This window comes from Streptomyces sp. NPDC088252, assembly GCF_044740965.1.
Taxonomy (GTDB): domain Bacteria; phylum Actinomycetota; class Actinomycetes; order Streptomycetales; family Streptomycetaceae; genus Streptomyces.
The window spans coordinates 111,020-123,847 of record NZ_JBIURS010000005.1 but is presented as its reverse complement, the minus strand read 5'-3'; the positions used below and the strand labels follow the sequence as shown (position 1 = coordinate 123,847).

The following is a 12,828-nucleotide window of genomic DNA, read 5'->3' as shown; positions in this document are numbered from 1 at the left end:
GCTCTCCTCTCGGCGGATCAGATCGTTGCCATGTTCTTTCAGGCGTACAAGGGATTGGCCATGGTGATGTAGACGGACTGCGTGTCGACGGGCCCGACGAGTTCATCGAGGCCGTGCAGCCGGGTCAACAGGTTGGCCTTGCACCGCAGGTGGGAGTTCTCCAGCAGATGCGCGGGCAGGGGGGAGCCCAGCGCGATGGCCGAGTCGAGGAATCGGCGGAACGCGGCGATGAGCACCTGTTCGTCGGCGAGACGCTGTGCGCCGAAGGCGCCGATCAGGCCGAACACGTTGTTGATGCCGACGTAATAGGCGAAGCGTTCGTCGGTGACCGCGTCGGAGACGAAGGTGTCGCTGACCCGTCCGATGCCGGGGAGACGGTGCTCCAGCGCGGTGCGGTGGGACTCACGGAAGTAGTAGCCCTGGTTGTCACGGTATCGGCCGCCGACGGGCCAGCCGTGGGGGTCGAGCAGCACCAGGGTGTTCTGCTGGTGGGCTTCGAGCGCGACGCCCGCGTGAGCGTCGAGCCAGAGAACCGGACGTACGACGCGGTCGAGATAGCGCAGGAACCACTCGGTGGCGACCGCCCCCACGGCTCGTCCGGTGGCGGCGGCCAGGGCGAGCACGATCCCGGTGAGGCGCGAGTGCGTACCCGTCCGGCCCGGCCAGGGGCGCGGGGCGGTGAGCGCGGCGATGCAGACCGCGTCGTCGAACGGCCCGAAGGGGTTGTGACGCAGCATCACGTCGAGACCCGCGACGGGCTCGCCGTCCGGGCCGTCGACGGCGAGCCAGGCGGGGTCACGGACGATGTCGAAGCCCGGGTGGACCGCGTGCCACCGTGCGGCGAGGCCGCTGCGGAGCAGCCGGTGCACCTCGACCCCGCGGTGGAGTTCCTTGCGGAGGTTCTCCCGGCGGGAGTTGGTGATGCGGACGCCGAGTGAGAGCTTGAGCATCACATCGGCGTCCGGCCGGTGCACGGTACGGACGGAGGAGGTGGGGTGCCAGGGCTTCCCGTGCGGCCCCAGGTCGTGGAGGAGTCCGGCGTCGAGCAGGGCGGCGACTTCGGGCCGGTGTCCGAGTTCGCGGGCCTGCCAGGGGTGGAGCGGAATCGGTGCGGTGTTGTCGGGGAGTCGAAGCCCCTCGGTGTGGGAGGTGACCAGTTCCGCCGCCGGTACCGGACGGCCGCCCTCGGTCCAGGCGGAGTCGGTGGCCAGTACGGACCGGTGGACAGCCATCCAGTGGAGCGGGAAGGAGCCGTGCGACTCGGGTGAGTAGCGGCGGCATTCCGCGTCGGAAAGGCCTTCGCGGCTCTTGGGCGTGGGGTGGAGCGGATGTCCGAGGAGGAGTGACTGCTCGGCGGTGAGGAAGAGGTCCGCTTCGGCCGGGGCCTCGGGGGTGCGGCGCCGCTCGGCGATGAAGCCGGCGGTCCGCCGTACGGAGTCGGCGACCCGGGCCACCATGTCGGTGCCCCCGTCGCGGTCGGCCTCGCGGCTCAGGAGCGCGGCGACCGTCACGGCGTCGACGGGTGGCGCGCCTTCGGGCGCGCCTTCCAGGACGGGCATGCCGAACCGGTGCCAGCCCGTGACGGACCAGTAGACGACGGGGACGAGCAGAGCGGTTCCGCTCGCGGGAAGGGGGATACGGAGCGTCTCCCCGGCCGGTCGGGACAGATCGCTCTCCCGGACCCAGCAGCGGAGCAGATTCTCGACACCGGCCGTGTCGGCGGCGCGCAGCGGGTCCGGATGGTCGAGGTGGTCGGTGGGTGCCTCGGCGCTCTCCATGTGCATCGGGAGGTACTGCTCGTCGTGCGGTGCCGCCTTCTGGCGCGGCACGGTGGTGTGCTCCACGACGAGGTTGCCGGTGAGCCCGGCCGGTCCTCGCTGCGGGGTGGGGGGAGGGCCGTCGGCCTGGGGCGCGGGGGTGGGGTTCACGGCGGTCTTCCTTGTCAGGGGGGTCAGCGAATCGCCCCGGTCGTGGTCCGGCGGTGCGGCAGGCGCTCGGCGGCTGCCAGGGCGTCGGCGAGGCGGTCCACGACCGCTGTCGCCTGTTCGTCGGTGAGAGTGAGGGGCGGGAGGAGGCGTACGACGGTGGAGTGGCGTCCGCCGAGTTCGACGATGAGCCCGCGGCGCAGGCATTCCTGCTGGACGGCGGCGGCGAGGGCCGGGGCGGGCGGTGGCTCGGGGCCGTCGCCCCGCGCCGGTTCCTCGGGGTCGACGAGCTCCACCCCGATCATCAGGCCCCGTCCACGGACGTCTCCGATGGACGGGTGGTCCGTGGCCAGCGCCTGGAGGCGCGCGAGCATCCGGGCGCCGAGCGTCGCGGCACGCTCGGCGAGGTGGTTCTCCCGTACGAAGGAGAGGGTGGCCGTACCCGCCGCCATCGCGAGTTGGTTGCCCCGGAAGGTTCCGGCGTGCGCGCCCGGCTGCCAGGTGTCGAGTTCGGAGCGGTAGACGATCACCGCGAGCGGGAGGGAACCGCCGATGGCCTTGGAGAGCACCATCACGTCGGGCACGATCCCGCTGTGTTCCACCGCCCAGAAGGCACCGGTGCGCCCCACACCCGTCTGGACCTCGTCGGCGATCAGGGGGACGGAGCGGGTCTCGGTGATCTGACGCATCCGGCGCATCCAGCCGTCGGGGGCGGGGTTCACGCCGCCCTCCCCCTGCACCGGTTCGAGGATCATGCCGGCCGGTGGGGGTGTGCCGCCCTTGGGGTCGTCCAGCAGGTTCTCCGTCCAGCGGGCGGCGATCTCCGCGCCGCGCCCGCCTCCGACGCCGAAGGGGCAGCGGTAGTCGCGGGGGAAGGGAAGTCGTGTCACGCGTACGTCCTCGGCGCCTCCCGAGGCGGCCAGGGCTTCGGCCGTCATTCCGTGGTAGGCGCCGGTGAAGGCGAGAAGCCCGCTGCGGCCGGTCGCGGAACGCACCAGCTTGAACGCCGCCTCGACGGCGTCCGTGCCGGCCGGTCCGCAGAACTGGATCCGGGCGTTGTCGGCGAACCGCCTCGGCAGGGTGGCGAACAGCTCCGTCGTGAAGGCGTCCTTGGCCGGGGTGGCGAGGTCGAGCACCTGGAGCGGTGCGCCCGAGTCGATCACCTTCTTGATCGCCTCCAGGACCACCGGGTGGTTGTGCCCGAGCGCCAGGGTGCCTGCCCCGGAGAGGCAGTCGAGGTATCGCCGCCCGTCCGCGCCCTCGATGGTCATCCCACGGGCCCGTACCGGCACGATCGGCAGTGAACGCGCATAGGTACGGGCGGCGGATTCACGCAGTGACTGGCGGCGCAGGATCCCCTCGTGCACCGCCGGTGCTGCCACCGGAGCTGGTTCGGTCACGGCCACGGCTGTTGGTCCTCCCGCTGTAACAGTTGCGTTGCACGTCGGTACGTCGGCGCACGGACGGACTGCGGGGATGAACGCTGTCCGCGAGTCCCTCGTACGTACCAACGACGCCGGACGCCGGGGATCACGGCCGAATCCGAAGATCCTTACGGAGGCGGAACCGTGGCCCTGCCGCGTGCCGTCCCCATCGGCACCGGCATAGTGGGGGCCGCACGGAGAGCTCGGGCAGATTTCCGGCAGTCCGCAGGGCGTTCGGAGCGAACGGCTCGCAGCAGTACCGAAGTGCAGTACAGAAGTGTTGAGTTACGAAGTCCCAGGGGGATCACCACATGCGACTCATTCGACCGGCTCTCGCCGCCCGTCAGGGGGGCACACGCCGTAGGCGCTCCTCGGTGCTCGCCGCGGCCGCGGTCACCGCGGTCCTCGCGCTCACCGCCACCGCCTGCGGGCCCGGCGAGGACGAGGCGAGTGACAAGCCGAGCAGTCCCGCAGGCCAGGCCTCGGACGGCAAGATCACCATTCCGGACGATCTGAAGAACCGGCTCAAGGAACACGGAATCGATCTCGACCAGTGGAAGAACGGCGAGTGGAAGAACTGGGACAGGGACAAGTGGCTGCGCGAGGCGAAGGACTTCGTCAACCCGATCATCGAGGGCCTCTGGGACCCGGACCGCATGCGGGATGCCGACAAGTCGCCGGAGAAGCCGGTCGACAACGACATCTCGGGTGATGTGGGCGTGACGGACCCGACCCCCGCGCCGGTCCGGGCCGCCGGTGTCCGAACGCCGTACCACGCCAACGCCGCGGAGTCCGGGAAGCTGCTCTTCGACAGCCCCGAGGGCTCCATGGTCTGCTCCGCGACGGTGGTGAAGGACCCGGCCCACCCCGGCAAGTCCAACCTGGTGTGGACGGCGGGGCACTGCGTGCACGCGGGCAAGAAGGGCGGCTGGTACCGCAACATCGCCTTCGTTCCGTCGTACAACAACAAGGGTCTGTCACTGGCGGAGCTGAAGACGGCCACCAAGCAGGAGATCGCCCCCTACGGCGTGTGGTGGGGCCAGTGGGCGCAGACGTCCGACCAGTGGATCTCCCAGGGCGCCTCGGTCGGCGGCCAGGGCGCCCCGTACGACTTCGCGGTGCTGCATGTCACCCCGGAGAAGGGCTCCACGGGCAAGTCGCTGGAGGAGACGGTCGGCTCCGCGCTGCCCGTCGAGTTCAACGCACCGGCCGTGCCGAAGATCGGCAGCATGACGGCCACCGGCTTCCCGGCCGCTCCGCCGTACGACGGCCAGAAGGCGTTCCAGTGCGCGGACAAGCCGGGCCGGCTCTCGCTGACCGCGCAGGACCCGACGATGTACCGCATCGGCTGCACCATGACGGGCGGAGCCTCCGGTGGCGGCTGGGTCGCAGCGGGCCAGGACGGCAAGCCCGCGCTGGTCTCGAACACCTCCATCGGCCCGGTGACGGCCGGCTGGCTGGCGGGGCCGCGCTTCGGCAAGGAGGCCAAGGGCGTCTACGAGTCGGTCAGCAAGAAGTACGCGGGGCAGTGACGACGGTCCGTCAGCCGGCTCTTCCGGATGACGGATGACGGATCTTCAGGGGCTCCCGGTGCGGCAATCGCCCGCCGGGAGCCCTTGTCGTCGGGCGGTGGCCATGGGCCGCCCGCGGCCCGTTCCTCCGTGGCGAGGAGCCTGGTCCACCCCGTCATAGGGTGGACCTGCATGTGCGGCGGCCATTGGTCCGGCCACCGTTTCGCATGACAAGTTCATGGCATTTTCAGAGATTTCAGGGGGATTCCTTTCCATGCGCTCCATACGTCCGCTCCTCGCCGCGACCGGCCTCGTCGCCGCGCTCGCGCCGACGGCCACGGCCTGTGGTCCGAGCGGAGGACACGGCGGCCGACAAGCCCGCCGCCGCCGACTCCACCAGTGGCCAGGATTCCGGCGGTTCGCCGTCCGGCGGCCTGGCCGAGACTCTGAAGAAGCACGGCGTCGGCCCGGAGAAGTGGAAGAACGGCGAGTGGAAGAACTGGAACAAGGACAAGTGGCTGCGTGAGGCCAAGGACTTCGTCAACCCGGTCATCGACGGGTTGTGGAAGCCCGAGCGGATGAAGTCGGCCAAGGATCCCGCGAAGACCATGGCGGCCGGCGACCTCTCCGGCGACCGGGGTGTCACCGACCCGGAGCCCGCCCCGGTCAAGGCCGAGCGCGAGAGGACTCCCTACCACGACTACGCCGCCCCGGTCGGGAAGGTGTTCTTCGACTCCCCCGAGGGCTCCATGGTCTGCTCGGGCACCGTCGTCAAGGACCCGAAGAACCCGGGCAGGTCCAATCTGGTGTGGACCGCCGGACACTGTGTGCATGCCGGTTCGAAGGGCGGCTGGTACCGCAACCTCGTCTTCGTGCCCGCGTACAACGACAAGGGCCGGTCCGCCGCCGCGCTGGAGAGCGCGCAGCCGCAGGAGATCGCCCCGTACGGCGCGTACTGGGCCGACTGGGCCGACTGGGCCGACTGGGCCACGACGTCCGGTGAATGGCTCGCCGACGGCGGTCCCACCGGAGGTGAGGGAGCCCCCTATGACTACGCGGTGCTGCATGTGAAGCCGGAGCGGGGCACCGAGTCCCTGGAGGAGACCGTGGGCAACGCCCTGCCGGTCGATTTCGACGCCCCCGAGATCCCGCGGATCAGTGCCATGGGCGCCTGGGGATACCCCGCCGCCCCGCCGTACGACGGCCTGATCATGCACAAGTGCGTCGACCGCCCCGGCCGGCTCTCCATCAGCCCGAGCACTCCGACGACGTACCGCATCGGCTGCACCATGACGGGCGGTTCGTCGGGCGGCGGATGGTTCAGCAAGGGCGCTGACGGCAAGCTCGCCCTCGTCTCGAACATCTCCGTCGGACCGGTGACTTCGGGCTGGCTCGCCGGTCCGCACCTGGGCAGGGGCGCGCAGGACGTCTTCACCATGATGAGCGAGAAGTTCGGCGGCCGCTGACGGCCACCCGCACGCAGGACGCCCGAAGGCCCGCTCCCGAACGAGGGAGCGGGCCTTCGGTCCGTACCGAGCCGTGCCGTGTCGCGGTCAGTGCGCCACGGGCACGTACGCGGAGAGGTCGGCTGCCAGTTCCTCATGGACCCGCGCCTTGAGCAGGGTGCCCTCCGACGTGTGCTCCTCGGAGATCACCTCGCCCTCGGCATGCACCCGGGAGACGAGCCCGCCCCGGGTGTACGGCACGAGCGCCTCGATCTCGACCGACGGCCGGGGCAGTTCGCTGTCGATGAGCGCCAGCAGCTCGTCGATGCCGACGCCCGTGCGCGCCGAGACCGCGATCGCGTGCCTCTCGATGCGCAGCAGCCGCTGCAGCACCAGCGGATCGGCCGCGTCCGCCTTGTTGATGACCACGACCTCGGGTACGTCCACCGCACCCACTTCGCGGATCACCTCGCGCACCGCGGCGAGCTGTTCCTCCGGCACCGGGTGGGATCCGTCCACCACGTGCAGGATCAGGTCGGATTCACCGACCTCCTCCATGGTGGAGCGGAACGCCTCGACGAGGTGGTGCGGCAGATGCCGTACGAACCCGACGGTGTCGGCCAGGGTGTAGATCCGGCCGCTCGGCGTCTCGGCCCGGCGCACGGTCGGGTCCAGCGTGGCGAACAGCGCGTTCTCCACCAGGACACCGGCCCCGGTCAGGCGGTTGAGCAGCGAGGACTTGCCCGCGTTGGTGTAGCCGGCGATGGCGACCGACGGCACCCTGTTGCGCTTGCGCTCCTGGCGCTTGATCTCGCGGCCGGTCTTCATCTCCGCGATCTCCCGGCGCATCTTCGCCATCTTCTCGCGGATCCGACGCCGGTCCGTCTCGATCTTGGTCTCACCGGGGCCACGGGTGGCCATGCCGCCCCCGCCACTGGAACCGCCGCCGCCCATCTGACGGGAGAGCGACTGGCCCCAGCCGCGCAGCCGCGGCAGCATGTACTGCATCTGTGCCAGCGAGACCTGTGCCTTGCCCTCTCGGGACTTGGCGTGCTGGGCGAAGATGTCGAGGATCAGAGCGGTCCGGTCGACCACCTTGACCTTGACGACGTCTTCCAGGTGGATCAGCTGGCCGGGGCTCAGCTCACCGTCGCAGACGACGGTGTCGGCCCCGGATTCGAGAACGATGTCGCGCAGCTCCAGTGCCTTGCCCGAGCCGATGTAGGTGGCCGGGTCGGGCTTGTCGCGGCGCTGGAAGACGGCGTCCAGCACCTGGGCGCCCGCCGTCTCCGCGAGTGCGGCCAGCTCCGCGAGGGAATTCTCCGCGTCCTGCACGGTCCCCGACGTCCAGACACCGACCAGCACCACACGCTCCAGGCGCAGCTGTCGGTACTCGACCTCGGTGACGTCCTCGAGCTCCGTGGAGAGGCCCGCCACTCGCCGCAACGCGGCACGCTCGGAACGGTCGAACTGCTCGCCGTCCCGCTCTCCGTCGATCTCGTGGCTCCAGGCGACGTCCTCTTCCATCAGGGCGTCGGCCCGAAGGCTCTCGGTGAGGCTCTCGGTGGCGTTCTCCGTAGCGCTCTGCGCGTGCTGCGCGTCCTGGGGAAGGGAAGAAGAGGAGGTCATTGGATCCTTACGTCGATGAAAGTCCGTTACGTCAGTCACAACGCGTGACCTCTCCCGATGATTCCCACTGTCGGGAATCACCGATCCGGCCGCCGCGGCGACTCGTCGATAGTGGCATGGTCCGCCGCGCCCGTCACCCTGGTTTACCGCTGTCCGGCGGGCTCGGCACTGTGCCAGTCCGGGTGCCCCGGCATCGGCGGGGTCTTCTTGCCGTACAGCCAGCCGTCGAAGAACTCGGTGAGATCGCGGCCGGCTGTCTGCGAGGCCAGCCGGACGAAGTCCGCGGTGGCGGCGTTGGAGTCCCGGTGTTCTTTCACCCAGCCCCGCTCCAGCAGGTCGAACGCTTTCTCGCCGATCTCCTGGCGCAGCGCGTAGAGGACCAGCGCGCTGCCGTCGTACACCACCGGCCGGAACAGGCTGAGCTTCTGTCCCGGCGCCGGGGTGTCGGGGCGGGCCGGCGGGCCGCCCGCGGCGCGCCAGCCGTCGGACCTGGTGTAGGCGTCACGCATGCGGCTCTCCAGCTTCTGGCCGGCATGCTCCTCGGCGTAACGGGCCTCGTACCAGGTGGCGTGCCCCTCGTTGAGCCAGAGGTCGGACCAGGCACGCGGCGAGACGCTGTCGCCGAACCACTGGTGTGCCAGTTCGTGCACCATGATCGAGTCGACGTACCACTCCGGGTAGGCGGTCCGGGTGAACAGGGACCGTTCGAAGAGCGCGAGCGTCTGGGTCTCCAGCTCGAAGCCGGTTTCGGTGTCCGCGACCAGCAGTCCGTACGTCTCGAAGGGGTAGCGGCCGACCTGCCGCTCCATCCAGTCCAGCTGGGCGGGCGTCTTGCCGAGCCAGTGCTCCAGGCGCTTCCGGTCGGCGCTCGGCACCACGTCACGGACCGGCAGACCGTGCGGCCCGGTGCGGCGCAGGACGGTGGAGCGGCCGATGGTGACCTGGGCCAGTTCGGTGGCCATGGGGTGCTCGGTCCGGTAGGACCAGGTGGTCTCGGCACCGTGCCGGGCCGTGCCGGTGGGCAGGCCGTTGGCCACCACCGTGAAATCCTTGGGGGCGGTGATCCGGAAGGTGAAGTACGCCTTGTCGGCGGGGTGGTCGTTGCTGGGGAAGACGCGGTGCGCGGCGTCCGCCTGATTGGCCATGGCCAGACCGTCGGCGGTACGCACCCAGCCGCCGCTCTCCTTCTTCCCGCTCGGGTCACTGGTGTGCCGGACGGTGATGTGCAGCGGTACTCCGGCGGGGAGCCGGCCGGGGGGCCGGACGACCAGATCCTCGTCGGCCGTCGCGAAGTCGGCCCGCAGACCGTTGACCTCGACCTCGCGGACCTTGCCGTGGGTGAAGTCGAGGTTGATCCGGTCCAGCTGCTCGGTGGTCCGCGCGTCGATCGTGGTGACGGCGTCCAGCGGTTCGCTGTTGCTGCCGCGGTAGGTCAGCCCGATGTCGTACGAGAGGACGTCGTACCCGGGGTTGCCGAGGTGCGGGAAGAGCGGATCGCCGATACCGAGCGGCACGGGTGGAGGGAGGGCGGCGGCGACGAGGGTGGCCGATGCGGTGGCCAGCAGAGCGGCCCGCAGACGGCGGGAGATGAACGGCATGACCTACCGCTACCAGCGACTCCCGCCCGAGCAGGCGCGGCGCGCGCCGCGCCACTCGAACGAGATCGTCCCGACGGACGGCTGCGCGGCGGGCCGGACGTCAGACGGCGGCGGGGTGCTGGGCGCGGCTCACGTCGTAGACCCCTGGTACGTCGCGCATCGCGCGGATCAGCGCCGGAAGTCCGGCGGCGTCGGCGAGCTGCAGGGTGTAGGTGTGCCGGACGCGCTGTTCGCTGGGTGGTTCGACGGTGGCGGAGATGATCGCCGCGTCCGCCGTCGCGATCGCCTCGGTGAGATCGGCGAGCAGCCGCGCCCGTCCGAACGACTCGGCGACCAGGGTGACGCGGCAGCCGACCGTGTCTCCCCAGCTCACCCCGACCGGCACCCGGCCGACGGACCGCATCCGGGACACCGCGGAGCACTCCAGCCGGTGCACGGTGACGGCGCCGCCGCGCACGACGAATCCGGTGACGGCGTCGGGGGGTGCGGGCGTGCAGCAGCCCGCGAGTCGTACGTCGGCGTCCGGCCGGTCCACCAAGGCGCTCGCGGTACGGGGCTCGGCCCCGTCGCTCCCGGGGCCACCGGATTCCTGGGGCTGCGGCTCGGACCTGGGCTCCGCGGTACTGCTGCTGTGCGGGCCCCGGGTGTCCTCGGGGTGGGCGTCCAGCCAGCCGGTGATGGCGATGCGGGCGGCGGGGGTGCGGGCGTGGTCGAGCCAGTCGGGCGACGGGCCGGAGGCGGAGTCCTCGGCGAGCAGCGGTTGCACGGTGTCGCCGTCGCTCAGCACGGTGCCGAGGGTGGCGAGCCGGCCGTTGACCCGGGCGCCGATGCAGCTGTGCGCCTCGTCGCCGTACTGCGCGTAGGCGGCGTCGACGCAGCTGGCTCCGGCGGGCAGCCCGAGCGTGCCGCCGTCCGTGCGGAAGACCGTGATCTCGCGGTCCTGGGCGAGGTCGGCGCGGAGCGTGGTCCAGAAGGTGTCGGGATCCGGGGCGGACTGCTGCCACTGGAGGAGCCTGGAGAGCCAGCCGGGCCGGGTCGGGTCGGCGCGCTCCCCGTCCGCGGGCTCGACGGCCTGGGTGCCGGAGCCGCTGTCCGCGGCGTACGGGTTGCCGAGGGCGATGACGCCCGCCTCGGCGACCTTGTGCATCCGGTGCGTACGGATGAGCACTTCGGCGACCGCCCCGTCGGGGCCCACGACCGCGGTGTGCAGTGACTGGTACAGGTTGAACTTGGGTGCGGCGATGAAGTCCTTGAACTCGGAGATGACCGGGGTGAAACAGGTGTGCAGCTCGCCGAGCACGGCGTAGCAGTCGGCGTCGTCACCGACGAGCACCAGCAGTCGGCCGAAGTCGGTGCCGCGCAGTTCGCCGCGTTTGATCCTGACCCGGTGAACGGAGACGAAGTGGCGTGGCCTGATGAGGACTTCCGCGGGGATGTCCGCCTCCCGCAGCACCGTCGCCACGCTCTCGGCGACGGCCGCGAGCGGGTCCCGGACGGCCGCGGCGGCGGAGGCGTCCGGCCGCGCCGACGCGGCGGCGATCAGTGCGCGGGTGCGTTCGTACTCCTCGGGGCGGAGGATCGCGAAGACGAGGTCCTCCAGCTCGGTCTTGAGGGCCTGTACGCCGAGCCGTTCGGCCAGCGGGATCAGCACGTCACGGGTGACCTTGGCGATCCTGACCTGTTTCTCGGGGCGCATCACGCCGAGGGTGCGCATGTTGTGCAGCCGGTCGGCGAGCTTGATCGACATCACCCGGACGTCGTCCCCGGTGGCGACGAGCATCTTGCGGAAGGTCTCGGGTTCGGCCGCCGCTCCGTAGTCGACCTTTTCGAGTTTGGTGACGCCGTCGACGAGGTAGCAGACCTCTTTGCCGAACTGTTCGCGCACCTGATCGAGGGTCACGTCGGTGTCCTCGACCGTGTCGTGGAGCAGGGAGGCGGTGAGCGTCGTGGTCTCGGCGCCGAGCTCGGCGAGGATCAGCGTGACGGCGAGCGGGTGCGTGATGTACGGCTCGCCGCTCTTGCGCATCTGTCCGCGGTGCGAGGACTCCGCGAGCACGTAGGCCCTGTGCAGGACGGAGAGGTCGGCGTCGGGGTGGTGGGCCCGGTGGGCCTCGGCGACATGTCCGATCGCGTCGGGCAGCCGGTCACGGGAGACGGGGCCGAGCAGCGCGACGCGGCCGAGCCTGCGGAGATCGATCCGGGGACGGCCCCGCCTGCGGACGGGCACATCTGGGTTGGTGGCCTCTGCGCTCATGGGGCACCTCCGGCAGCGTCGACCGGCGGTGGGGAGGTGCGGTCGCTCCTCCGGGCCGGTGCTTGATGCTACCGAGCCCACCACGTGGCGGAGTCCGGCTCTCGCTCAGCGTGAAACGGATCACCCATTCGAGCGAAGGTCTAGCCGATCGGCGTTTCGAGCCAGGCCGGGTCGATCAGGCCTTCGGCGACGATCTCGGCGGCACCGGTCATCTCGATCTCGCCGTCCGGCCGCTCGGTGATCACGAGGGTGCCGCCCGGCACATCGACCGTGTACGTGACCGGGGTACCGGTCTCCGCGGGGTCGGCGCCGTCCCTGCGGGCCGCGGCGACGGCCACGGCGCAGGCACCCGTCCCGCAGGAGCGGGTCTCGCCGGAGCCGCGCTCATGGACCCGCATCGCGACATGGCGCGGTCCGCGGTCCACGACGAACTCGATGTTGACGCCGTCGGGGTAGACGGCCGCGGGGGTGTACGGCGGTACGGCGAGCAGATCACCGGCGTGCGCCAGGTCGTCCACGAAGGCGACCGCGTGCGGATTGCCCATGTTCACGTTGCGGGCGTCCCAGCTGCGGCCGTCCAGGCTGACCGTGACGCCGTCCTCGGGGAGGGTGGCGCGGCCCATGGAGACCGTGACGTCGCCGCCCTTGGCGATGTGCGCCTTCTTCACGCCGCCGCGGGTCGCGACGGCGAGATCGCCCTCCTCGACGTAACCGGCGCGCTGCAGGAAGCGGGCGAAGACACGTACGCCGTTGCCGCACATCTCGGCGATCGAACCGTCGGCGTTGCGATAGTCCATGAACCACTCGGCCTCGCCCGCCATGGCCCGCGCCTCCGGGTGCGCGGCGGACCGTACGACGTGCAGCAGTCCGTCACCGCCGATGCCGGCCCGGCGGTCGCACAGCCGCGCGACGACGGACGCGGGCAGGTCGACGGCGTCGTCCGGGTCGGGAACGATCACGAAGTCGTTCTCGGTGCCGTGGCCCTTGAGGAAGGGGATCCGGGATGTGCTCACGGGGCAACTGTACGAGGAGTCACCGGCAG

General features: G+C 70.9%; 7 protein-coding genes and 1 pseudogene. 2 read left to right on the top strand and 6 right to left on the bottom strand.

All coding sequences use genetic code 11. The annotated features are described in order from the left end of the window. Nucleotides 1-38 precede the first annotated feature (38 nt). The gene (locus ACIOHC_RS12575) at nucleotides 39-1,928 is read right to left on the bottom strand and encodes an IucA/IucC family protein (protein WP_351075161.1); all 1,890 of its coding nucleotides are present in this window, start codon (nucleotides 1,926-1,928) and stop codon (nucleotides 39-41) included. A 23-nt stretch (nucleotides 1,929-1,951) separates the two neighbouring features. After that, nucleotides 1,952-3,331, bottom strand: coding sequence for a diaminobutyrate--2-oxoglutarate transaminase family protein (locus tag ACIOHC_RS12570; protein WP_401842683.1), 1,380 nt, complete (start codon nucleotides 3,329-3,331; stop codon nucleotides 1,952-1,954). A 329-nt stretch (nucleotides 3,332-3,660) separates the two neighbouring features. On the opposite strand from ACIOHC_RS12570, the gene ACIOHC_RS12565 reads away from it, so the two are divergent. Both ACIOHC_RS12565 and ACIOHC_RS12560 read left to right on the top strand, forming a co-directional pair. Further along, nucleotides 3,661-4,881, top strand: a complete 1,221-nt coding sequence (locus ACIOHC_RS12565) for a hypothetical protein (protein ID WP_351075163.1) — start codon at nucleotides 3,661-3,663, stop codon at nucleotides 4,879-4,881. Nucleotides 4,882-5,134: 253 nt separating this feature from the next. Continuing rightward, nucleotides 5,135-6,326 (top strand): annotated as a pseudogene (locus tag ACIOHC_RS12560) (trypsin-like serine peptidase). 87 nt (nucleotides 6,327-6,413) lie between these two features. Here the strand turns inward: ACIOHC_RS12560 and hflX are convergent. From hflX to dapF, 4 genes are all read right to left on the bottom strand, one after another. Continuing rightward, nucleotides 6,414-7,934, bottom strand: a complete 1,521-nt coding sequence (hflX, locus tag ACIOHC_RS12555; protein ID WP_351075164.1) for a GTPase HflX — start codon at nucleotides 7,932-7,934, stop codon at nucleotides 6,414-6,416. A gap of 143 nt (nucleotides 7,935-8,077) precedes the next feature. Next, nucleotides 8,078-9,532 carry a M1 family metallopeptidase gene (locus ACIOHC_RS12550; RefSeq protein WP_351075165.1) on the bottom strand — a complete coding sequence of 485 codons (1,455 nt, stop codon included), beginning with the start codon at nucleotides 9,530-9,532 and terminating at the stop codon, nucleotides 8,078-8,080. A gap of 100 nt (nucleotides 9,533-9,632) precedes the next feature. Next, complete coding sequence (locus ACIOHC_RS12545) at nucleotides 9,633-11,786, bottom strand: HD domain-containing protein (protein ID WP_351075167.1); 2,154 nt, start codon at nucleotides 11,784-11,786, stop codon at nucleotides 9,633-9,635. Nucleotides 11,787-11,926: 140 nt separating this feature from the next. Further along, the gene (gene dapF, locus ACIOHC_RS12540) at nucleotides 11,927-12,799 is read right to left on the bottom strand and encodes a diaminopimelate epimerase (RefSeq protein WP_351075168.1); all 873 of its coding nucleotides are present in this window, start codon (nucleotides 12,797-12,799) and stop codon (nucleotides 11,927-11,929) included. Nucleotides 12,800-12,828: the final 29 nt, after the last annotated feature.